The following is a 20,701-nucleotide window of genomic DNA, read 5'->3' on the forward strand; positions in this document are numbered from 1 at the left end:
GTCACTCCTCCTGGCCCGACGGGCCGAGCAGCACGATCCGCTGCGCCTCCTCGATCGCGAAGTCGAACCCGGCGTCCGGGTCGCGCGACAGCTTCTCCGTCGCGATCGCGTGCTGACGTACATGAGGGCGGGGGTCCGACTTCGCGGCGCGCAGGACCGGCGTCATCGCCTCGCCGAGCGCGATCAGCGCCCGGCTGAGGCTCAGCTGCGTCTCGCGCCCACCCCGCCCGAGCTGGGTCGCGAGCACTCCGGCCGGCTCGGACTCGGCGCCCTCGGGCACGAGCACGACCGCCGCCCGCCAGGCGCTCCGCGCCACCTCGTCGTCCGGGTCGGTCATGAGCTCCCGTGTGATCGCCGGCCAGGCGCTCGGGTCCCCGATCTTGGACAGGGTGTGCAGGGCCTGGCTCCGCGCCTGGGACAGCTCCGAGCGGAGCTCGCCGAGGAGCCGGGGGAGCGTCAGCGCCGACGCGTGGCGGGTGAGCGCCCACGTGAGCATTTCGCGTACCTGGAAATCCGGCTCGATCGCGCAGCGCCCGACGAGCTCGTCGACGCACCGCGGGTCCGGCGCCGTGCCCACCGCGAGCGCGGCCCGCAGCCGCACCGACGGGCTGTCGCTCCCGAGCCCCCGCAGAGCCCTCATCATGTTCGTGGCCTCGTTCGCCATGGTCATGGGACCACCTCCTCGGCCACAGTGAAGACCTTGTCACCGTGTCAAGGTCAAACGGTGTCGCGGGGGCGGCCCTGCGGGGGAGCGGGGTTCAGTAGGTGTGTCCGACGTGGGCGAGGGCCTGCTTGAGGAGGTGTCCCTGGCCGCCCGGCATCTCGTTCTGCACGGCCGGGGAGGCCGCTTCCTGCGGGCTGAACCACACCAGGTCGAGGGCGTCCTGCCGCGGGCGGCAGTCGCCGGCGACCGGGACGATGTACGCCAGGGACACGGCGTGCTGGCGCGGGTCGTGGAAGGGCGTGATGCCGGCGGTGGGGAAGTACTCGGCGACGGTGAAGGGCTGCAGGGACGCGGGGACGCGGGGCAGGGCCACGGGCCCGAGGTCCTTCTCCAGGTGACGCAGCAGCGCGTCACGGACCCGCTCGTGGTGCATCACCCGGCCGGACACCAGGGTGCGGCTGATCGTTCCCTCGGAGCCGATCCGCAGAAGCAGCCCGATGCTGGTGACTTCGCCGCTGTCGTCCACGCGCACGGGGACGGCCTCGACGTACAGGATCGGCATCCGGGACCTGGCGGTGTCCAGTTCGTCCGTGGTCAGCCAGCCGGGCGTGGTCTCAGTCATGTCGGACATCGCTTGATCATACTTTCCGGGCGGAGCTTCGGCCCAGGCCGCGTGTCCGCCGGCCGGGTGGGAGTGGGAACGGGAGTGCTGTCGGTCGCTGCCGCGGGGCGGTCAGAGCGGCTTGAGCCTCTGGTGCAGGAGACAGAACTCGTTGCCTTCCGGATCGGCCAGGACGTGCCAGTTCTCGGCGCCGCTCTGGCCGACGTCGACGGGCTTGGCGCCGAGCGCGAGCAGCCGCTCCAGCTCGGCGTCCTGGTCGCGGTCGGTGGCGTTGACATCGATGTGCAGACGGAGCTTCCCGGTCCGCGGCTCACTGCTGGGGCTGAGGATGAGCGTGGGCTGCGCGCCGCCGAACCCGATGCCGGCCGGCCCGATCTCGATGCTGCCGTCGTCCTCGCGGCCGACCTCGACGTAGTCGAGGACCTCGCTCCAGAAGACGGCGAGCCGCTCGGGATCGGCGCAGTCGAGGATCAGCTCACTGATGCGGGATGCCATGCCGGCGAGTGTACGTGCCGAGCCGTCGTGACGCGCCGTCATATCGCCACATCCGGATGCTGGTTGAACGCCCCGAAGATTCCTCGTGACGCATCTGTCGTCACATCAGCAGCGAGCCGGGGTCCCGGACCAGCGGCGCCGTGCCCACCGAGTTGCTCACGTTGAACGTGACGCTCCCCGCGCGGTAGCGGTCCTCGGTCCACTCGATGGGGCGGCCGTCCTGGTTGCTCGTGAGGTGCCGCTGGCGCAGGAGCGGGCTGCCCCGGCGGACACGGAGCAGGCGGGCGTCGTCGCTCCCGGCGGGGACCGCGTCGATGAGGTGCTCGCCGTAGTGGGCGACGATCCCCGCGTCCTCGGCCATGCTGTCCATGATCGAGGCGCAGTCGACGGGCAGGGACTCGACGGTGGGCGCGACCCACTCCGCGTACGCCGTGCGTTCCAGCATCACCGGCTCGTCGTCCAGACAGCGCAGGCGCAGGACGTCGAGGACCCCGGCCCCGTCCGGGAGGGCCAGCCGGCGCGCCTCCTCCGGGGTGGCCGGGCGCCGCTCGCGGTGGAGGAAGCGGCTCGCCGATCGGTAGCCCATCGTCCGTGCCCACTGGGCGAAGCTGTGGAGCTCGGCGAAGCTGTGCCGGCGCTCCCGGCGGAGCACGATGCGGCGGGCGCCCTGGCGCGAGCCGATGATGCCTTCCGAGGTGAGCAGGGCGACGGCCTGGCGGACCGTGCCGCGTGACGCGGACCAGCGGTCGGCGAGGTCGCTCTCGGACGGCAGGCGGGCGCCGACGGCGTACTCGCCGTTGAGGATCGAGCGGCGGAGTTCCTCCGCGATCTCCACGTACAGCGCCGTCACAATGCCCCCCACTCGTCCTTGACTGTGCGCACCCGGTCACGGGGTGTGCTGTCCCGGCGGCCACCCTAACCCGGCGAACTGACCTGGAAAGGCCTTGTCGGTTCACCTCAAGTCCACCCGGGCCAGCTGTGGTTCACCACAACCGGCTCTTCCGGGAGGCGTCTGGATTTCGCCATGTCCCGTTCACTTTCCGGACAGGAGGCGCGGGCGAACTAGGGGCGGCTTGTTCAGACAAGTTCCGTCACTCGCTTCAGTCGCTCCACTCGCTTCTGGGAGAAACCCGTGCGCAGAACCCCCGTCCGCGGCGCCGCAGTCCTGCTCGGCGCCGTCGTCCTGACCACCGTCACCGCCTGTGGTGCCGCTCCCGAGGGCGCGGCCGGCGCCGCGGGCGAGGGCGCGAAGTCGGCCAAGGCGGCGTCGGCCAAGGACTTCGGAGGCATGGACGCCCTCGTCAAGGCGGCGAAGCAGGAGGGTGCGCTGCACGTCATCGCGCTGCCGCCGGACTGGGCCAACTACGGCGAGCTGATCAAGGCGTTCGAGACGAAGTACGGCATCAAGGTCGAGAGCGAGAACCCGGACGCCTCCAGCGCAGACGAGATCGCCGCCGTCAAGTCCCGCAAGGGCCAGAAGCGCGCCCCCGACGTCCTCGACCTGGGCATCGCCTTCGCCCGCAGCGGCGCCGAGGAGGGCCTGTTCGCCCCGTACAAGGTCGAGGCCTGGGACAAGATCCCCGCCGCCCAGAAGGACACGGACGGCCGCTGGTACAACGACTACGGCGGCTACGTCTCCATCGGCTGCGACGCCAAGCGGATCCCGAACTGCCCGAAGACCTTCGCCGACCTCCTCAAGCCCGAGTACAAGGGCAAGGTCGCCCTCAACGGCAACCCGACCAAGTCCGGCTCCGCCTTCGGCGGCGTGTACGCGGCCGCCCTCGCCAGCAAGGGCTCCTTCGCCGACATCCAGCCCGGCATCGACTTCTTCGGCACCCTGAAGAAGAGCGGCAACTTCATCCCCGTCGAGTCCACCCCGGCCACCGTCGAGAAGGGCGAGACGCCCATCAGCATCGACTGGGACTACCTCAACGCCGGCTACGCCGACCAGTTCAAGGGCAAGGGCGTCGACTGGCAGGTCGCCGTCCCCACCGACGGCGTGTACGCGCAGTTCTACTCCCAGGCCGTCAGCAAGGACGCCCCGCACCCCGCCGCCGCCCGCCTGTGGATGGAGTTCCTCTACAGCACCGAGGGCCAGAACCTCTGGCTCAAGGGCTACGCCCGCCCGGTCCTGCTCCCGGCCATGACCGCCGACGGCACCGCCGACAAGACCTTCGTCGCCAAGCTCCCCAAGGTCGACGGCACCCCCGCCTTCCCGGCCTCCGCCGAGCTCGACAAGGCCAAGGCCACCCTCGCCGAGAAGTGGGACAAGGCCCTCTCCTGATGTCCTCAGCCACCCCCACCACGGGAACCGCCGGCGGCAGCCGCCGCCGGCGGCGCGGCCCCCGTACCTGGCTCGCCGCCCTCCCCCTGATCGCCTTCACGGCCCTCGCCTTCGGACTGCCCCTCGGCGCCCTCCTGTACGGCGCCGTCACCCGCACCGATCCGGCCACCGGCACCACCGCCCTCACCGGCGAGCACCTGAGCCGCTCGCTCCGGGGCCCCTACCTCGGCTCCCTCCTCGGCAGCCTGCAACTCTCCGCGCTCACCGCCCTGATCGGCTCGGTCCTCGGCGTCCTCATCGCCCAGGCCGTCGTCACCTCCCGGTCCCAGGCCCTGCGCAGCGCCGTCCTCACCGCCTCCGGGGTCCTCGCCAACTTCGGCGGCGTCCCCCTCGCGTTCGCGTTCATCGCGACCGTCGGCATCTCCGGCGTGGTCACCCAGCTCGCCGACCTGACCAGCCTCGGCTGGAACCTGTACTCCTTCGGCGGCCTCGCCGTCGTCTACCTGTACTTCCTCATCCCCCTCATGGTCCTGGTGATCCTGCCCGCCCTCGACGGCCTGCGCCCCCAGTGGCGGGAGGCCGCGCAGAACGCGGGCGCCGGCGGATGGCAGTACTGGCGCCACGTCGGCATCCCCGTCCTCGCGCCCTCGCTGCTCGGCGGGTTCGTGCTGCTCTTCGGCAGCGCCTTCGCCGCCCACGCCACCGCCGCGGCCCTCGTCGGCGGCTCCGTCCCGCTGGTCACCCTGAAGATCGCGGACGCCCTCTCCGGCAACGTCCTGGTCGGCCAGGAGAACGTGGCCCTCGCCCTCGGTCTCGACATGATCCTGATCGCCGGCCTGGTCATGGCGGTCTACCTCCCCCTCCAGCGCAGGAGCGCCCGATGGCTGCGATGACCCCCACCGCCCCGGACACCACCCCGGAGTCCGCGGCGCGGGCGGCGGCCCGGCCCACCACCCCCGTACGGACCCGGCGCCGCCCCCGCCTGTGGCGCGGCCTCGTCCTCGGCCTCGGCGGCGCGTACTTCCTCGTCCCGCTGATCGCCTCGTTCGTCTTCACCGTGCACACCCCAGGACAGGGCGTCTCCTTCGAGGCGTACACCGCACTGCTCTCCGCCGACGGGTTCACCGAGAGCCTGCTGCTCTCCCTCGGTCTCGCCGCCGCCACCATCGCACTCGCCCTGCTGCTCGCCGTGCCCGCCCTGGTGGCCGTCCGGCTCGGCGCGCCACGCCTGCGACCGGTCGTCGAGGTGATGTGCATGCTGCCGCTCGTCGTGCCGCCGATCGCACTCGTCACCGGCATCAGCACCGTACTGCGCTGGGGCCCGGACCACCTGTCACGGACCCCGCTCTACCAGACGTTCCTCGCCGTCCAGAACGAGGACTTCCCCTTCGTCCTGGTCCTCGCGTACACCGTCATGGCCCTGCCGTTCGTGTACCGCTCCCTCGACGCTGGACTGCGCGCCGTCGACGTCCCCACCCTCGTCGAGGCCGCCCGCAACTGCGGCGCCTCCTGGCCGTACGTCATGCTCCGGGTGATCCTGCCCAACCTGCGCTCCTCGCTCGCCGGCGCCGCCTTCCTCACCCTGGCCCTGGTCCTCGGCGAGTTCACCATCGCCTCGATCCTCGGCTTCCGGCCCTTCGCCGTCTGGATCGTCTCCATCTCCGGCGCCCAGGCCCGCATGTCGGTGGCCGTCTCCCTCCTGAGCCTCCTCATCACCTGGGCGCTGCTCCTCGTCCTGTCCCGGGCCGGAACCGCCCAGGCCGGCACGCCCGGAGCCCCCCGCACCTCCCGCAAGGAGTCCTGACCCATGACCTCTGCCACAGCGGAACGGACGGAGTCCACCGCCGCCACCGGGGCCCGCGTCGAATTCCGCGGCCTGCGCCGCGCCTTCGGCACCACCGTCGCCCTCGACGGCCTCGACCTCACCGTCGAGCCCGGCGAACTCCTCGCGCTCCTGGGCCCGTCGGGCTGCGGCAAGACCACCGCCCTGCGCGTCCTCGCCGGCTTCGAACGCCCCGACTCCGGCGAGGTCCTCGTGGACGGGCAGGACATCACCCACGTCCCGGCCAACCGCCGCGACGCCGGCATGGTCTTCCAGTCGTACAGCCTCTTCCCCAACCTCACCGCCCGCGACAACGTCGCCTTCGGCCTCCGCGTCCGCAAGACCAAGGCGGCCGAGCGCCACGCCCGCGCGGCCGAACTCCTCGACCTCGTCGGCCTGCCCGAACACGGCGACCGCTACCCGCACCAGATGTCCGGCGGACAGCAGCAGCGCGTGGCCCTCGCCCGGGCCCTCGCCCTGCGCCCCCGCGTCCTGCTCCTGGACGAACCCCTCTCCGCCCTCGACGCCAAGGTCCGGCTCAGCCTGCGCGAGGAGATCCGCCGGCTCCAGCTCTCCCTCGGCATCACCACCGTGTTCGTCACCCACGACCAGGAGGAGGCGCTGTCCATGGCGGACCGCGTCGCCGTCCTCAGCGCGGGCAGGCTGGAGCAGTGCGCGGCCCCCGCCGAGCTGTACCGCCGGCCGGCGACCGCCTTCGTCGCCGAGTTCGTCGGCACCATGAACCGCCTGCCGGGCCGCCTCACCGACTCCGGCCTCGTGGAGGCCGCGGGCAGCAGGCTCCCCGTCGACGGAGACGTCCCCGACACCCGCGACGTCGAGGTGCTCGTCCGCCCCGAGAACGTCACCGTGACCGCCGACACCGACGGCGAGGCCGTCGTCGTCTCCACCTCCTTCTTCGGCTCCGTCACCCGGGTCCACCTCGACCACCGCGGTACGACGGTCAAGGCGGACCTCCCGTCGCGCGACGCCGGCGAACTGACCCCGGGGACCCGCGCCACCGTCGGCCTCGCCCCGCACCCCGCCCTCGTCGTGCCGAGGACGGAGCGGTGAGCGGAAGCTCCACCGACCTGGCCGCCGTCCTCTTCGACATGGACGGCACCCTCGTCGACACCGAGGTCCTCTGGTGGCAGGCGACGGAGGAGGTCGCCGCCCGTCTCGGACACCGCCTCACGGACACCGACGCGCCCGAGGTCGTCGGACGCGCCGTCGAGGACACCGCCGCCCACCTCGTACGAGCCACCGCCGCGCCCGACCCGCACGGCGTCGTGACGGCGCTGACCACCGCCTTCCAGCAGCGCGTCGACGAGGGCGCGCCGATGCGCCCCGGAGCGGACCGGCTCCTCGCCGAACTGGAACAGGCGGGGATGCCGTTCGCGCTGGTCAGCGCTTCACCCCGCTCGGTGGTCGACTCGGTCGTCGGCGGCGCGCTCGCGCACGTCCCCTTCGCCCTCACGCTCTCCGCCGACGACACCGCCCGCACCAAGCCGCACCCCGACCCGTACCGCACGGCCGCCCAGCGGCTCGGCGTCCCGACGGCGGCGTGCGTGGCCGTCGAGGACTCGCCCGACGGAGCGGCCTCGGCCGACGCCGCCGGCTGCACGGTCCTCGTGGTCCCCTCCATGCTGCCGGTGCCCCGCGGCCCCGGCCGGGTGTTCGCGGACAGCCTGGCGGACGTGTCACTCGACGGCCTGCGCCGCCATGTCCGGGACCGGGCTGCGACCCGGGCCTGAACTGCTCCTTCGTGCAGCGCGGGCCCGTCTCCGGAAGGGACGGGCCCGCGCTCCTTCCCGCCGGTCAGGCGGACGTACGGGCGAACATCCCGGGCTCGTACGAGCCGCCCGGGTTGTGCACGATCACGTTCATCCGGGTGGCCGCGTTGATCAGCGAGACCAGGCAGACCAGGGCGCCGATCTGGTCGTCGTCGTAGTGCTTGCGCACCGCGGCCCAGGTCTCGTCGGACACGCCGTGGTCGCCGAGCCGGGTGCCCTCCTCGGCGAGCGCCAGCGCGGCCCGCTCCGCCTCGGTGAACACGGTGCTGTGGCGCCAGGTGGCGACCAGGCTGAGCCGGACCGCGGACTCACCCTCGGCCGCGGCCTCCTTGGCGTGGGCGTCCAGGCAGAATCCGCAGCCGTTGATCTGGCTCACCCGCAGCTGCACCAGCTCCCGCAGGGACCTCGGCAGAGTGGACTCCTCCAGGGCCAGCGAGGTGGTGGAGAAGCGCTTGGCGACCTTCGCGGCGGTCGGGCTGTCGAAGAGGTTGAAACGGGGTTCCATGACGTCGTCCTCACTCGTGGTGTTGATGGCCGCCCCATCGGGCGAACACAAGACGCCGGCGTCCCGGCCCCTGTGACGGCCCGGTGCTGTGGCGTGGGTCACCGGCCCCGGGTGTCACAGAACGGCAGCGGCCGGCGTCTCGTGCACGACGCACGGGACAGCGAACGGGCAGGAGCCGGAGATGAACGACCCGACGAAGAACGACGCGATGCGCGATGTCACCGGGGCGTTCGTCGCCCACCGCAATCTGCTCTTCACCGTCGCCTACGAGCTGCTCGGCTCGGCCGCCGACGCCGAGGACGTCCTGCAGGAGACACCTGGCTGCGGTGGGCGCGCGTCGACCCCGGCACCGTACGGGACCGGCGTGCGTACCTGGTCCGGATCACCACGCGCCAGGCGCTGACCCATCTGCGCACCCTCGGCCGCCGCAAGGAGTCCTACCTCGGCCCCTGGCTGCCCGAGCTGCTGCTCACCGCGCCGGACGTGGCGGAGGACGCCGAGCTGGCCGACAGCGTCTCGATGGCGATGCTGCTCGTCCTGGAGACCCTGGGCCCGGCCGAGCGGGCCGTGTTCGTCCTGCGCGAGGTCTTCGAGCTGGCGTACGAGGAGATCGCCGAGGCCGTCGACAAGACCCCGGCGGCGGTCCGCCAGATCGCCCACCGGGCACGGGCCCACGTCGCCGCGCGCCGTCCGCGTGGGGTCGCCTCCGCCGCGGAGACCCGGCGTACGGTCGACGCGTTCCGCCGGGCGGTCGAGACGGGTGACCTGCAGCGGCTGCTCGACGTCCTGGCGCCGGACGTCGTCCTGCTGACCGACGGCGGCGGAGTCGTACGGGCCGCGCTGGAGCCCGTCGTGGGGGCCGAGCGGGTGGCGGGCGTCCTGCGCCGGATCGCGGCCACGACGGCGCTCCAGCCGGCACGGGTCAACGGCGACCCGGCGCTGATCGTCCGCATCGGCGGCGAGATCGACACGGTCATGGCGATGCGGATCGACGAGGGCCTGATCACCGGTCTGTACGCCGTGCGCAACCCGGAGAAGCTGGCGCACCTGGAGCGGGAGACCGCGCTCACCCGCTGAGCCCCGGTCCGACATGCCCCGACATGACCCGAGATGCCCCGACTGTCCCCCCGTACCTCTCCTTCCTATGCTGGAGGAAGGAGAGGTGAGGAGGGCCGCGATGGCCGCCGTCGCCGTGCACAGCGCCGAACTGGGGGAGGGGCGCCCGACGCTTCCGTACGCGGAGGCCGGCCGGCCAGGGGGCGTACCGCTCGTCCTGGTGCACGGCTACCTGGACTCCTGGTGGACCTTCGAGCCGTTGCTGCGCCGCATGCCCGCCGGCCTGCACGCGTACGCTCCCACCCAGCGTGGCCACGGCGACGCCGACAAACCGCCCGAGGGCTACCTGCCGGAGGACTTCGCCGAGGACCTGGTCGCGTTCATGGACCGCGTGGGTCTGGAGCGGGCGGTCCTGGTCGGCGGATCGAGCGGTGGGGTGGCCGCCCGGATCGTCGCGGGCCGTCGGCCGGACCGCGTGGCGGGCCTCGTCCTGCTCGGCGTCCCGGCCACCCTCGCGGACAAGCCGAAGGCGGCCGAATTCTGGGAAGCCGTGAGGGGGGTGAAGGATCCCGTGGACCCGGCGGTCGCGGCGAGCCTCTTGGACGGCCTGACAGCAACCCCCATGGGGCGCGGCTTCCTGCAGACCCAGGTCGACGAAACCCTCAAGGCCCCGGCCCACGTCTGGCGCGAGACCCTGCGCGGCCTTCTGGAGACCGACCTGCGGGCCACTCTGGCGGGCATCCTCGTCCCCACCCTGGTCGTCTGGGGCGACCAGGACCCCATCCTGACCCGAGAGGACCAGCAGACGATCCTCGACACGATCCCCGACTCCCGGCTCCTCGTCTACGAGGGCGTGGGCCACATCGCGTACTGGGAGGACCCGGAGCGCGTACTGCGCGACCTGACGGCCTTCATGGCCGACCGTACCTGAGGACGGGCTACTGGTCCGCGCGGGCCGGACGTCCCGTCAGACCTCGGGAAGGGACGGGTCGGGGGTCCACGGGGTGGGGGCGGTGACGGCCCAGCGTTCGTGGTCCCGCCACTCCCCGTCGATGAAGAGGTAGGCCGGCGAAACCCCTTCGAAGCGGAAGTCCAGCCGCTGCACCAGGGCCAAGGACGCCTTGTTCGCCGGCTGGATGCAGGCCTCCACCCGGTGGAGCCGCAGGTCGGTGAAGGCGTACCGGAGGGCGAGGGCGATTCCTTCGGTCATGTAGCCGGACCCCGCGGACGGGGCGAAGGCCGCGTAGCCGATGGACGCCCCCTGGTAGCGGCCCCGGATGATCGAGTTGATGTTGACCGTGCCGGCCACCGCGCCGGTCTCCCGGACACGGATCAGGAAGCCCAGGTTGCTCCCGTCGTCGAAGCGGTGCATCCAGGCCCGGAAGTCCTCCCCGGTCGCGGGCAGCTGCATCCACGGATGGTGCAGCTCGGCGCTGGCCCGCACGAGCGCGCAGAACTCGTCCTGGTCGGAGAGGGTGAGCGGGTGGAGTTCGACCCGTGGCGTCGGCGTGAGCATGGGCCAACGCTAAGCCCTGTCCGGAGGGGGTCAACCGTGGGGGCCCTTCCTCCAGAACGTGCAGGAGAAGACCTTCTGCGCGTGCTTGTTCTGCTCCTGCCTCAAGGCGCTCCTGAACCCCTGCCGGACGCCGGCCAGGCGCGTGAACAGGGCGGCGTCGTCAGTCAGTTCGGCCTGGGCGAGGTAGCGCGCCACGGGCTACCGGCCGCCGGCTCCGCGGCCGTGACGTGGTGCGTGTACTGGCTCCAGCGCCGGTAGCCGACAGCGCCACCCCGCCACGACCGGGGCTTCAGTCGAGCCCGGCCTGCTCGCCGACGGGCGCGCCCAGCCGCTCGGCGAGGGTGGTGAGGGCCGCCCCGAGGGGGAGCGCGATCCGGGCGAGGGCGTGCCGGTCGCCGCGGGTCGGGTCCCGGTTGATGATCAGTACCGGGATCCCGGCCTGCGCCGCTTGGCGGACGAACCGCAGGCCGGACATCACCGTGAGTGAGGAGCCGAGGACCAGCAGCGACGCGGCCTCGCCGACCAGCCTGCGGCAGTGCTCGACCCGCTGCGGCGGGACGGCCTCGCCGAAGAACACCACGTCGGGTTTGAGGATGCCGCCGCAGTTCGCGCAGGGCAGCACGCGGAAGTCCGCGACCTGTGCGTCGGTGAGGTCGGCGTCACCGTCCGGATTGATGCCGGCCGCCACCGGCTCGAAGCCCGCGTTGGCCTCCTCCAGCCGCCGGGCGAGCTCGCGGCGCGGACTGTACGTGCCGCAGGACAGGCAGACGACCCGGCCCAGGCTGCCGTGGAGCTCCACGACCTCTCCGCTGCCGGCGGCCTGGTGCAGGCCGTCGACGTTCTGGGTGATCACCCCGGAGAGCAGGCCGCTCCGCGCGAAGGCGGCGACGGCCCGGTGCCCCGCATTGGGCCGGGCGCGCCCGAAGGTGCGCCAGCCGAGGTGACTGCGCGCCCAGTACCGACGCCGGGCCTGGGCACTGCCGGTGAAGTCCTGGTAGGTCATCGGGGTGTGCCGGCTGAGGCTTCCGCCCTCGCCCCGGTAGTCGGGGATGCCGGACTCCGTGGAGATCCCCGCGCCGCTGAGCACCAGCACACCGCCGGTCCCCAGCGCCTCCGCGACCGGCCCCAGGTCCGTCGTACCCGGTGGCAGGTCCTCGTCGGGGATCCAGCTCAGAGTGGGGCGCATGCGCATGCCGCCAGGGTACGGAACCGCCACCTGGTCCGCGATTGCGACAGGGGTGTCACAGGCTGCGGAGATCGCTTGACCACGGCCTGGAGGGAGCGGAGAGAGTGGGCCGGGAGGAAGAGGGGGGTGCGTATGTCCGAGACCTGCGTGATTCTCGATATCGGTGGCGTGCTGGAGCTCACGCCGGAGACGGGATGGGTGAAACGGTGGGAAGACCGGCTGGCACTGCCGCCCGGCACCGTGAACCGGCGGATGCGTGATGTGTGGCAGGCTGGCAGCGTCGGGAGCATCAGCGAGCGCCATGTGCACGAGCAGGTGGCGGCACGTCTGCTGCTCGACGGTCCCCAGGTCGAGGAGTTCATGGACGATCTCTGGACCGAGTACCTGGGGACTCCGAACAACGAGCTGATCGACTATGTGCGAGAACTGCGCGGGCGCTGCCGGCTGGGCATCCTGAGCAACAGCTTCGTCGGCGCCCGTGAGCGGGAGACGGCGCTCTATCACTTCGACCAACTGGTCGAGCGGATCGTCTACTCGCACGAGATCGGCGTCGAGAAGCCCGACCCGCTCGCCTTCGAGGCGGCGTGCACCAGTCTGGACGTGCGGCCGGAGCACTGCCTCTTCATCGATGATGTCGCGGTCAACGTGAAGGCGGCCCGGGCGGCGGGCATGCAGGCCCATCTGTTCGAGGACAACGCCCGGACCATTTCACGCATCGCAGCGCATCTCGACGCCGAATGACGAGCCCTCGCCGAATGGCGAGTCTTCGCGGAATGACGAGTCTTCGCAGAATGGCGAGTCTTCGCCGAACGGCAATTCGTCAGACCATGAGGAGAAGTCGCGTCTGGGAGACCAGCTTCCGATTCACGCTGGTGCTCTGCACGAAGATGGTGAAGTCGTCGTTGTGGTCCGGCTTGACGCGCGTCTCCACGTCCGGAAGGCCGAGCAGAGAGCGGGCCTGGGGCCCCGTGTACACCCGGTCCGTCTTCTTCTCCAGTACCGCGATCTGCTTCCGCGCCTGAATCTTCTCCGGCTTGCTCAGCTGGTAGTACGCACAGCCCGTGCGGTAGGTGTGCCCGGATTCGACGACCCATTCCCGGATCCCCGCGTCACGCGCCACCGGAATCAGCGCGTACGCCGACGGATCCGCCGGGGTGAGACCGGCCGCCTTGATGGTGTCCTTGTTGACCGCCTCCGCGTCCGTGGAGAACACCGCCCGCGATCCACGGATTCCCTTGGTGCGTCCCACCATGAACTTCTCGGTGGCCTCCTGGATGACCTGACCGGCCTCCTCCAGACCCTGGGTGCTCGTGGCATCCCAGATGGCGATGTTCTCCTTCGGGAAACCGCAGTTCATCGCCTCGCGCTTGCCCATCTGGTCGGGCACGAGCACGGCGAGGGTCCAGTTGTCCTCCTGGCCCTGGATCATCTCGGCCACGGCATCGACCAGTTGACGCGCATTGCGGATGGGGGTGCCGGGGCAGCGGTGACTGGCGTTCTCCTGGCCGTCCGTCAGGACGAACGTCAGGAAGCTGTGGTCGCCGTACAGCTGAGCCGTCTGCGCCAGCTCCCGCTGGGATTTCAGCGCCGCAGCCAGAAGGGCCGTCATTCCGCCGGTCCGGTACATCTGCTTGAGCGACGGCATGCGCAGCACGTCCTTGTCGTAGATGACGCACTCCACCTTGTCCGCGAAGACGTACACCGTGACACGCGTTTCCTGGTCCAGTTCCCTCGACCGGCGGGCCAGATAGGCGATCTGCTGATCGGCGACTTCCACGACCTTCCCGCTCAGATGCGACATGGACGAACTGGCGTCCAGCACAAGGGCGACGTGGTTGATGTAGTTCTGCTTTCCGGACAAGACAGGTTCCCCCTCATTCCGTCGTGATGGTTCTACCGTCTCATCCACCACTGACAATCGACCTCGGGCGCCGAGGCGGGGGAGAGCCGACGGCGCCGCCGGTCATTCGGGACGGTTGAAGCGGTGCGCGGCCCACAGCAGGGCGAGGACGCCGCCCGCGAGGAGGAGGACCGCTTCGAGGAGGAGGGGTGGTGGCCCGCCGGCCCACTCGATGCCGGCCGCGGCCGCCTGGTCCGGCACCCGGAGGGCGATCGTGCGGCGGAGGAGGTCGACCGCGTAAGCGAGGGGGTTGGCGTCGGACAGCGCGCGGACCCAGCCGGGCAGAGCCGTGAGGGGAAAGAAGCCGCCCGAGAGGAACAGCAGCGGCATCATCACCAGACCGAGCAGCGTGTGGAACGTCTCGGCCCTGCGCAGGCCCACGGCCAGCGCAAGCGCCAGGGCGGTGATGGTGAAGGACGCCAGGACCATGCCGGCGAGCAGCAGCACCAGGAGGAGAGGGTCGTACGGCAGGCCCGCCACGCCCGCCAGGCTCAGCAGGACGGCCCCCTGCGCGGTGGCGGTCAGCGTGCCCCCGGCGCAGCTTCCCAGGAGCAGCGTGGAGCGACGCACCGGCGCCATCAGGAGCTCACGCAGATAGCCGCTCTGCCGGTCGGTGATCAGCCGGATCCCGACCATGATGGCGGGCGTCTGCACCGTCATCATCAGCATGCCGGGGAAGAGGTACGTCTGGTAGCCGACCCCCAGGGAGGACTGGGGGATGAGGGCGGCCAGCCCGCCTCCCAGGATGAAGAGATAGAGCACGGGGTGGAGCAGCATCAGCGCCGTGTGGGTGCGCTGGCCGGCCAGCCGCAGCAGATCGCGGTGGACCAGGGCGTGGACCGCGCGCAGTTCGTGCCGCAGACGCGGGGTGGCCCGCTCGGCGGCGGGGATCTCCGAGGACTTCCGGGCCACGGTGGTCATCGGCCACCGCCGGTCTCCGCCACGGCCTCGGCCACGGGGGTGGCGGCCGGCCGAACGGGTCGTGCGGCGTCCAGGCTGCGCCCGGTGTGGTGGAAGAAGACGTCGTCGAGCGTGGGCGGGGTCGCCGAAGCGGCGTGCACCGCGATACCGCCGGCCTCCAGGGCCGCACACAGCCGGGGGATCCAGCCGCTGCCGCCCGGAACCCGCAGGCAGATGCCGTCCGCGTCCATGGTGACGGCACGGTCGGGCGGCACGATGCGGCGTACGACATGCTGCGCCGCCGGGTCGTCGCCCGTGCGCAGAACGACCCGGTCGTCCCCGATCGCGGACTTGAGCGCGACAGGCGTGCCCTGGGCCACCAGCCGGCCGCGGTCGATGATGGCGAGGCGATCGCAGTTCTCCGCCTCCTCCAGGTAGTGGGTGGTGACGAAGAGCGTGCTGCCGTGCCTTTCCCGCAGGGCACGCAGGTGCTCCCAGACCTGGGCCCGGGCGTGCGGGTCGAGGCCGGTGGTCGGCTCGTCCAGGAACAGCACGCCGGGGGCGTGCAGCAGTTGGCGGGCGATCTCCAGGCGTCGGCGCATGCCACCGGACAGGGTGCGTACGGGGGAGCGGCGCCGGTCGGCGAGATCCGCGGTCTCGAGCACGTCGGTGGTGCGTCCGCGGGCGTGGCGCCGGGACAGACCGTAGAGGCGGGCGTGGATGTGGAGGTTCTGTTCGGCCGTCAGGTCCGGGTCCAGGGCGCTGTGCTGGAAGAGCATGCCGACCCGGCGTCGTACCTCGTGGGGCTGGGTCAGGACGTCGGCACCGGCCACCGTGGCGTGACCGGAGGTGGGGCGGGCGAGGGCGCACAGCATGGCGATGGTGGTGGACTTCCCCGCGCCGTTCGGGCCGAGGAAGGCGAACGTCTCGCCCTGTGCCACGTCCAGGTCCAGGCCGCGTACGGCGTGGGTGGGCGTGCCCTCCGGTCCCGGGTAGCTCTTGACCAGACCGCGCGTGCTGATGGCGTACGCGGGCCCGGGCGGGTGGTGTGGGGCGTGCGGGCTCGCGGGCGCGGCCGTCCTGAGGGCCGCCGGGGCGAGCTCGTCATCACCGGCGTGTCGCTGCATGGGGTCTGGTCCTCGTCTCCGCGTTCGCCGCATCGGCGGCCACTGGTGCGTGCCGCTCTTCCCCTCGGTGCTCCGGCCGGCGGCTGCCCGGGACAGCCGCCGGCCGGATGGTGTCGGCTGTCCTACGCGCAGCTGACGCCGATGCAGACCGTGTTGAGGAGGGTCAGCAGGCCGACGCACTCACACGTCGCGGCGAAGGGCGCTCCGTCGACGCCGACGGGGTCGGTCTCCGGAAGGGCGTGCAGACGGGCCAGCAGTTCGAGGTCCTGGTTCTCCATGGGATGTTCCTTCTTTCTGTGGGGTGGCGGCAGCACTGCTCTGCCGCTCGACCCGGCGTCCGGTCGAGCCGGCGCCGGGAGTCTGTGGGGAGGAGGGAACACAGGGGGCGAGGCAGGGGGACACGCAGAGAGGCCTGTGGCCGATACGGCAGGCTCTCCAGGGTGCTCAACCCGACTGCTCGACCATCCAGTGCCGGGGGCTCGTGCGACGGACCCGCAGGAGGAAGGCGAGGATCCCGGCGGACCCGTCGCTCCAGCTGGTCGAGACGTCCCCGTACTCGTTGGGGAACACCACCTGTTCCCGGCGGTGGGCTCTTTCGGCCAGGAGGAGGCCGGCCAGATCCTCGGCCATGTCCTGGTAGACGGGCTCTCGCGTGGCGTCCGCCATGTCGAGGAGGAAGTCGCCGTTGCCCGCGAGACCGTGGCACTGTGTGAGTGCGGCGCGGGAGGCGCGTTCCGTGACGGCGTGGGTGCTGCGGCGGGCGAGCTCGCCGAACCTGTCGTCGCCGGTGGCCTGCCACAGTCGGACGAGGAAGGTCCCGATGCCCGCCGCGCCGTGGCACCAGTACGGGGCCGTGGGTACGTCACCGGCCTGGGCGGGCCACTGGGCCGCCTCCCCGGTGCGTACGGCGGCGGCCAGGAGGTCCTCGCCGATCTCCACGGCCAGCGCCCGGTGATCGGGATGCCGGGAGACGTCCGCGGCGGCGAGCAGGAAGCAGCCGATGCCGGCCGTTCCGTGCGCGAAGCCGAGGTAGCGTTTGCCGCCCTCCGGGGAATCGGCCTCCCCGGGCACGGCCCAGCCGACTCCCGCGGGCTCACGCGTGACGGCGGCGGTCAGCCGGTCGGCCGCGTCGACGGCCAGTTCGGCGAAGCGCGTGTCCCCGGTGCGCTGCCACAGGTGGAGGGCGGCGAGACCGCTGCCCGCGGTGCCGTGGGTGATGTCGTGATGGGGCGTCACCTGTTGCGGTGCCAGGGCCAGTGCCACGGCGTGGTCGGTGAGCCGACGGTCGTCGACGGCGCGCCCGGCGTCGTACAGCGCCCAGGCCGTGCCACGGCCGCCGAAGTGCAGGCCGGGGCGCGGGGAGCGGAGGTCGGTGCGGTCCGCGATCCAGTGGCCTGCGGTGGAGAGCAGGCCGGGCAGGCGCGGGTCGCCGGTGAGTTCGAAGCAGCGCGTCAGTACGGCCAGGACGCCGGCGGCGCCCTGCTGCACGGTGCAGGGGTCGCTCTCCCCGGCCATGGTCGACACGGGCCACAGGCGCCGGTCGTCCGCGGGAGTCATCGAGTCGACGAGGTGGTTCACGAGCCAGGCCACCACGGCATCGTGCGCCACGTCGTGGTGCGCCACAGCATCGTGCGTCATGTCTTCGTGCGCCCCGGCATCGGGCGTCACGTCTTCGTGTGCCGACCGCACGACAATGCCTCGTGCCGCCGGGCCCGCCGTCCCCAGGGCCTCGCCGGCCGTTGCCGGATCCCATCGCTCGGCGGGATCGTCGCGCATCAGCCCGAGGATCATCTCCGCAACGCCGTACGGGAGTCGGAGCGGGCCGGTGCAGGCCTTCAGCCAGGCGGCGAGCCGCTCCTCGGCAGGCCGGCCGCCGGGCTCCTCGGGCAGGAGGTTCGGAACCTTCCCGGCCAGGACGAAGCAGACCGTGGCACCGAGACTGTAGTAGTCGGCCGTCGGGGAGACGGGCGCGTCGGCCAGGCGCTCGGGCGCGCTGAACCCGGGCGTCCCCACGCGGGTCGGCAGCGCGGTCTCGTCCTCCAGGACGGCGAGCTCCAGGTCGATGAGGCGCAGTTCGCCGTCCGGGCGGACCATGACATTGCCCGGGGTGAAGTCCCGCAGGACCAGGCCGCGGGCGTGTGCCTCCGCCACCAGGTCCACCAGGCGTGCGACCTGCGCGAGCGCGTCGGCGCGGTAGCGCTCGCCTCCCATGTCGCGGAAGTGCTCGGCCACCCAGGTGTGCAGCGTCACGCCCGGCACCTCGTCCTGGGCCAGGAACAGATGCCCGCCGTGCTCGAACAGCGCCACGGCCTCCGGCGCGAGCCCCGTGCCCGTCAGCTTCTCCAGCGTCCTGGCCTCGGCGCGCAGCCAGTCCCGTACGTCGGCGCCGGAGGCATCGCCCTCCACGTGCGGCCGGGCCTCCTTGATCACCACGCCGGCGCCCGTACGGGCATCGCTGCCCCGGTACACGCCGCCCTTGTTCGTCTGCCGGATCGCCTCCCGGACCGCGAAGCGGCCACCGAGCACCACCGGCCGGTTCTTCGCATCCCCACCGCTCGGCGTCACCGGCACCACGGTGGGGAACGGACACTCGGCCCAGGGCGGTGCGGAGTAGTGGCCGGTGCGCTTGTCCTCCACGGGGTTGCCGTCGGGGTCCTCGATGAACCACACCAGCAGACCGTCGTCCGAAAGACGTCGCCGCCCGACGAACGCCCCGTAGCGGTAGTGCACCAGGCTGCGCACGGCGTACGGCTGGTCGGACAGGATCCGCGGGCCGGCAAGGCCCGCCGTGGCGCCGTGCAGCTCCTGGGCGACCGCGGCCGCCTCCGCGTCCGAACGCGGGTAGACGGTGATGAACTTGCCCGAGTTCCCCCGCGGCGTCGCACGGGAGTTGAGGGCACTGACCTGCTCAAGGGACCGGGCGAACTTGAACCCCGACCGCTCCCGCAGCAGCACGCCCAGGGCCCTGGTGAGGACCGCGGGCGCGGAGGCGGCCGTGGCCGAGAGGTGCAGCTTCCACCCCTGCGCACGCCGCGTCCCGGCCACGGGCGCGACCCGGCACCACATCTCGTCCGCCTCGACCGCCCAGCGCGCACCCGTACCCGTGGCGTGCAGCGCTCGGCGGAGGAGGTCTTCCAGCTCGACTTCGGTAGCGTGGCTCGTCATTGCGTGTCCCTCTCAACGGTGAGAACCGCTGACGGGAAGGTGCCCGATGACATAAACAGACCAACACGCGGCCACCTGGATTCACTTCTTTCAGCGAGCGCGCGACGTGGTAGCCACGCCAAGAGGCGCGCCCGGCGCAGTGAGCGGCGCACGAATGCGGCGCCCACCGGCCTCACGACGCCCGTACGGCTCCGATGCCGGCCGGCACCTTCAGGTCCGCGTCCGTCGCCGCCCGGACCTCCTCGACGGTGACGCCGGGCGCGGTTTCGACGAGGGCGAAGCCGTCGGGGGTGATGTCGAGGACGGCGAGGTCGGTGATGACGCGCTGGACGACGGCCCGGCCGGTCAGCGGCAGGGTGCAGGTGTCGACGAGCTTGGGGGTGCCGTCCTTGGCGGTGTGTTCCATGAGGACGATGACCCGTCCGGCGCCGTGGACGAGGTCCATGGCCCCGCCCATGCCCTTGACCATCTTTCCGGGGATCATCCAGTTGGCGAGGTCGCCGGCGGAGGAGACCTGCATGGCGCCGAGGATCGCGGCGTCGATGTGGCCGCCGCGGATCATGCCGAAGGACAGGGCCGAGTCGAAGAACGAGGCTCCGGGCAGCGTGGTGACCGTCTCCTTGCCCGCGTTGACGAGGTCGGCGTCGAGTTCGTCCTCGGTCGGGTAGGGGCCCACCCCGAGGATGCCGTTCTCGGACTGGAGCACGACCTCGATGCCGGGCGGCAGGTGGTTGGGGACGAGGGTGGGGAGTCCGATGCCGAGGTTGACGTACGAACCGTCGGTCAGTTCCCGGGCGGCGCGGGCCGCCATCTGCTCGCGGGTGAGGGCCATCAGGCGTCGCCTTCCTGTCGGACGGTGCGGCGCTCGATGCGCCGTTCGGCGGCGGGGTCGCCGGGGGTGACCCGGACGACGCGCTGGACGAAGATGCCGGGGAGGTGGACCTCGTCGGGGTCGAGTTCGCCCGGTTCGACGAGGTGGTCGACCTCGGCGATGGTGATCCGTCCGGCCATGGCGGCCAGCGGGTTGAAGTTGCGGGCGGAGGAGCGGAAGACGAGGTTGCCGTGGCGGTCGCCGATGGTCGCGCGGACCAGCGCGAAGTCGGTGGTGATGCCGTGTTCGAGCAGGTGTGGACGCCCGTCGAAGTCCCGGGTCTCCTTGGCCGGCGAGGCCACCGCGACCGTGCCGTCGGCGGCATAGCGCCAGGGCAGTCCGCCCTCGCCGACCTGGGTGCCGGTGCCGGCGGGGGTGTAGAAGGCGGGGATGCCGGCGCCGCCGGCCCGCAGCCGCTCCGCGAGTGTGCCCTGGGGGACGAGCTCGACCTCCAGCTCTCCGCTCAGGTACTGGCGGGCGAACTCCTTGTTCTCGCCGACGTAGGAGCTCGTCATGCGGGAGATCTGCCCGGCGGCGAGCAGGAGGCCGAGGCCCCAGTCGTCGACGCCGCAGTTGTTCGACACGATCCTGAGGTCGCGCACCTGGCGCTGCCACAGGGCGTCGATGAGTGTGCCGGGTATGCCGCACAGCCCGAAGCCGCCCACCGCGAGCGAGGCGCCGTCGGAGAGGTCGGCCACCGCCTCCGCGGCGCTCGCGACTGTCTTGTCCAGACCCATACAGGTCCCTTTCCCTCGGGCAGCCGGGCCGACCGTGCTGGTCAGAGCCGGTGCCAGTACA

Annotated in this window: 21 protein-coding genes and 1 pseudogene; 8 read left to right on the forward strand and 14 right to left on the reverse strand. The window is 71.9% G+C overall.

Annotated features, from left to right (window positions below; all coding sequences use genetic code 11):
- Position 1: 1 nt before the first annotated feature.
- The 4 genes from AC07AW_RS31385 to AC07AW_RS31400 form a co-directional block, all read right to left on the reverse strand.
- Positions 2-670, reverse strand: a complete 669-nt coding sequence (locus AC07AW_RS31385; RefSeq protein WP_478818844.1) for a HEAT repeat domain-containing protein — start codon at positions 668-670, stop codon at positions 2-4.
- A gap of 88 nt (positions 671-758) precedes the next feature.
- Complete coding sequence (locus tag AC07AW_RS31390) at positions 759-1,286, reverse strand: NUDIX hydrolase family protein (RefSeq protein WP_478818935.1); 528 nt, start codon at positions 1,284-1,286, stop codon at positions 759-761.
- 111 nt (positions 1,287-1,397) lie between these two features.
- Positions 1,398-1,781, reverse strand: a complete 384-nt coding sequence (locus AC07AW_RS31395) for a VOC family protein (RefSeq protein ID WP_478818845.1) — start codon at positions 1,779-1,781, stop codon at positions 1,398-1,400.
- Positions 1,782-1,881: 100 nt separating this feature from the next.
- Complete coding sequence (locus tag AC07AW_RS31400) at positions 1,882-2,643, reverse strand: GntR family transcriptional regulator (RefSeq protein WP_478818846.1); 762 nt, start codon at positions 2,641-2,643, stop codon at positions 1,882-1,884.
- Positions 2,644-2,946: 303 nt separating this feature from the next.
- On the opposite strand from AC07AW_RS31400, the gene AC07AW_RS31405 reads away from it, so the two are divergent.
- The 5 genes from AC07AW_RS31405 to AC07AW_RS31425 are packed head-to-tail and all read left to right on the forward strand — an operon-like array spanning position 2,947 to position 7,638.
- Positions 2,947-4,065: an ABC transporter substrate-binding protein gene (locus tag AC07AW_RS31405; protein ID WP_478818936.1), complete on the forward strand. Its 1,119-nt coding sequence runs from the start codon at positions 2,947-2,949 to the stop codon at positions 4,063-4,065.
- On the forward strand, positions 4,065-4,958 hold the full coding sequence (locus tag AC07AW_RS31410) for an ABC transporter permease (RefSeq protein ID WP_478818847.1): 894 nt from the start codon (positions 4,065-4,067) through the stop codon (positions 4,956-4,958). Before AC07AW_RS31405 ends, AC07AW_RS31410 begins: the two co-directional genes overlap by 1 nt.
- A complete protein-coding gene (locus AC07AW_RS31415; RefSeq protein ID WP_478818848.1) occupies positions 4,946-5,869 on the forward strand; it encodes an ABC transporter permease in 924 nt (307 codons plus the stop codon). The genes AC07AW_RS31410 and AC07AW_RS31415 overlap by 13 nt, the downstream gene beginning before the upstream one ends.
- Before the next feature lie 3 nt (positions 5,870-5,872).
- Entirely contained in the window at positions 5,873-6,958 is a 1,086-nt protein-coding gene (locus AC07AW_RS31420; RefSeq protein ID WP_478818849.1) for an ABC transporter ATP-binding protein, read from the forward strand.
- Complete coding sequence (locus AC07AW_RS31425; protein ID WP_478818850.1) at positions 6,955-7,638, forward strand: HAD family hydrolase; 684 nt, start codon at positions 6,955-6,957, stop codon at positions 7,636-7,638. Before AC07AW_RS31420 ends, AC07AW_RS31425 begins: the two co-directional genes overlap by 4 nt.
- Positions 7,639-7,702: 64 nt before the next feature.
- Here AC07AW_RS31425 and AC07AW_RS31430 read toward each other — a convergent pair whose 3' ends face one another.
- Positions 7,703-8,182 (reverse strand): carboxymuconolactone decarboxylase family protein, encoded by a 480-nt coding sequence (locus AC07AW_RS31430; RefSeq protein WP_478818851.1) that lies wholly within the window; start codon positions 8,180-8,182, stop codon positions 7,703-7,705.
- A 208-nt stretch (positions 8,183-8,390) separates the two neighbouring features.
- Between AC07AW_RS31430 and AC07AW_RS31435 the strand changes: the two are divergent.
- Together AC07AW_RS31435 and AC07AW_RS31440 are read left to right on the forward strand one after the other, a co-directional pair.
- Positions 8,391-9,259, forward strand: a pseudogene (locus AC07AW_RS31435) (RNA polymerase sigma-70 factor).
- A gap of 100 nt (positions 9,260-9,359) precedes the next feature.
- Positions 9,360-10,169 (forward strand): alpha/beta fold hydrolase, encoded by an 810-nt coding sequence (locus AC07AW_RS31440; RefSeq protein WP_478818852.1) that lies wholly within the window; start codon positions 9,360-9,362, stop codon positions 10,167-10,169.
- A gap of 36 nt (positions 10,170-10,205) precedes the next feature.
- Here AC07AW_RS31440 and AC07AW_RS31445 read toward each other — a convergent pair whose 3' ends face one another.
- Entirely contained in the window at positions 10,206-10,754 is a 549-nt protein-coding gene (locus AC07AW_RS31445; RefSeq protein WP_478818853.1) for a GNAT family N-acetyltransferase, read from the reverse strand.
- Positions 10,755-11,043: 289 nt separating this feature from the next.
- Complete coding sequence (locus tag AC07AW_RS31450) at positions 11,044-11,946, reverse strand: NAD-dependent protein deacetylase (RefSeq protein ID WP_478818854.1); 903 nt, start codon at positions 11,944-11,946, stop codon at positions 11,044-11,046.
- A 126-nt stretch (positions 11,947-12,072) separates the two neighbouring features.
- On the opposite strand from AC07AW_RS31450, the gene AC07AW_RS31455 reads away from it, so the two are divergent.
- Positions 12,073-12,681 carry an HAD family hydrolase gene (locus tag AC07AW_RS31455; RefSeq protein WP_478818855.1) on the forward strand — a complete coding sequence of 203 codons (609 nt, stop codon included), beginning with the start codon at positions 12,073-12,075 and terminating at the stop codon, positions 12,679-12,681.
- Between the two features lie 79 nt (positions 12,682-12,760).
- On the opposite strand, the gene AC07AW_RS31460 is transcribed toward AC07AW_RS31455, so the two are convergent.
- The 7 genes from AC07AW_RS31460 to AC07AW_RS31490 all read right to left on the reverse strand — a co-directional run bounded on the left by AC07AW_RS31460 (position 12,761) and on the right by AC07AW_RS31490 (position 20,640).
- Positions 12,761-13,801, reverse strand: a complete 1,041-nt coding sequence (locus tag AC07AW_RS31460) for a vWA domain-containing protein (protein WP_478818856.1) — start codon at positions 13,799-13,801, stop codon at positions 12,761-12,763.
- A gap of 102 nt (positions 13,802-13,903) precedes the next feature.
- The gene (locus AC07AW_RS31465) at positions 13,904-14,761 is read right to left on the reverse strand and encodes an ABC transporter permease (RefSeq protein WP_478818857.1); all 858 of its coding nucleotides are present in this window, start codon (positions 14,759-14,761) and stop codon (positions 13,904-13,906) included.
- On the reverse strand, positions 14,758-15,867 hold the full coding sequence (locus AC07AW_RS31470) for an ABC transporter ATP-binding protein (RefSeq protein ID WP_478818858.1): 1,110 nt from the start codon (positions 15,865-15,867) through the stop codon (positions 14,758-14,760). Before AC07AW_RS31470 ends, AC07AW_RS31465 begins: the two co-directional genes overlap by 4 nt.
- Before the next feature lie 122 nt (positions 15,868-15,989).
- A complete protein-coding gene (locus AC07AW_RS31475; protein ID WP_167352188.1) occupies positions 15,990-16,145 on the reverse strand; it encodes a VenA family class IV lanthipeptide in 156 nt (51 codons plus the stop codon).
- 166 nt (positions 16,146-16,311) lie between these two features.
- Complete coding sequence (gene lanL, locus AC07AW_RS31480; RefSeq protein WP_478818859.1) at positions 16,312-19,032, reverse strand: class IV lanthionine synthetase LanL; 2,721 nt, start codon at positions 19,030-19,032, stop codon at positions 16,312-16,314.
- A gap of 172 nt (positions 19,033-19,204) precedes the next feature.
- Entirely contained in the window at positions 19,205-19,864 is a 660-nt protein-coding gene (locus tag AC07AW_RS31485) for a CoA transferase subunit B (protein WP_478818860.1), read from the reverse strand.
- Complete coding sequence (locus AC07AW_RS31490; protein WP_478818861.1) at positions 19,864-20,640, reverse strand: CoA transferase subunit A; 777 nt, start codon at positions 20,638-20,640, stop codon at positions 19,864-19,866. The genes AC07AW_RS31485 and AC07AW_RS31490 overlap by 1 nt, the downstream gene beginning before the upstream one ends.
- Between the last annotated feature and the right edge of the window lie 61 nt (positions 20,641-20,701).

The organism is Streptomyces sp. NPDC044003, assembly GCF_056435185.1.

What these genes read in the sequence shown, in the direction of transcription:
- AC07AW_RS31485 (WP_478818860.1), bottom strand. Translation starts at nt 19,864, where the DNA reads ATGGCCCTCACCCGCGAGCAGATGGCGGCCCGCGCCGCCCGGGAACTG.
- AC07AW_RS31490 (WP_478818861.1), bottom strand. Translation starts at nt 20,640, where the DNA reads ATGGGTCTGGACAAGACAGTCGCGAGCGCCGCGGAGGCGGTGGCCGAC.
- AC07AW_RS31395 (WP_478818845.1), bottom strand. Translation starts at nt 1,781, where the DNA reads ATGGCATCCCGCATCAGTGAGCTGATCCTCGACTGCGCCGATCCCGAG.
- AC07AW_RS31455 (WP_478818855.1), top strand. Translation starts at nt 12,073, where the DNA reads ATGTCCGAGACCTGCGTGATTCTCGATATCGGTGGCGTGCTGGAGCTC.
- AC07AW_RS31440 (WP_478818852.1), top strand. Translation starts at nt 9,360, where the DNA reads ATGGCCGCCGTCGCCGTGCACAGCGCCGAACTGGGGGAGGGGCGCCCG.
- AC07AW_RS31385 (WP_478818844.1), bottom strand. Translation starts at nt 670, where the DNA reads ATGACCATGGCGAACGAGGCCACGAACATGATGAGGGCTCTGCGGGGG.
- AC07AW_RS31450 (WP_478818854.1), bottom strand. Translation starts at nt 11,946, where the DNA reads ATGCGCATGCGCCCCACTCTGAGCTGGATCCCCGACGAGGACCTGCCA.
- AC07AW_RS31475 (WP_167352188.1), bottom strand. Translation starts at nt 16,145, where the DNA reads ATGGAGAACCAGGACCTCGAACTGCTGGCCCGTCTGCACGCCCTTCCG.
- AC07AW_RS31470 (WP_478818858.1), bottom strand. Translation starts at nt 15,867, where the DNA reads ATGCAGCGACACGCCGGTGATGACGAGCTCGCCCCGGCGGCCCTCAGG.
- AC07AW_RS31390 (WP_478818935.1), bottom strand. Translation starts at nt 1,286, where the DNA reads ATGACTGAGACCACGCCCGGCTGGCTGACCACGGACGAACTGGACACC.
- AC07AW_RS31465 (WP_478818857.1), bottom strand. Translation starts at nt 14,761, where the DNA reads ATGACCACCGTGGCCCGGAAGTCCTCGGAGATCCCCGCCGCCGAGCGG.
- AC07AW_RS31410 (WP_478818847.1), top strand. Translation starts at nt 4,065, where the DNA reads ATGTCCTCAGCCACCCCCACCACGGGAACCGCCGGCGGCAGCCGCCGC.
- AC07AW_RS31445 (WP_478818853.1), bottom strand. Translation starts at nt 10,754, where the DNA reads ATGCTCACGCCGACGCCACGGGTCGAACTCCACCCGCTCACCCTCTCC.
- AC07AW_RS31420 (WP_478818849.1), top strand. Translation starts at nt 5,873, where the DNA reads ATGACCTCTGCCACAGCGGAACGGACGGAGTCCACCGCCGCCACCGGG.
- AC07AW_RS31415 (WP_478818848.1), top strand. Translation starts at nt 4,946, where the DNA reads ATGGCTGCGATGACCCCCACCGCCCCGGACACCACCCCGGAGTCCGCG.
- AC07AW_RS31430 (WP_478818851.1), bottom strand. Translation starts at nt 8,182, where the DNA reads ATGGAACCCCGTTTCAACCTCTTCGACAGCCCGACCGCCGCGAAGGTC.
- lanL (WP_478818859.1), bottom strand. Translation starts at nt 19,032, where the DNA reads ATGACGAGCCACGCTACCGAAGTCGAGCTGGAAGACCTCCTCCGCCGA.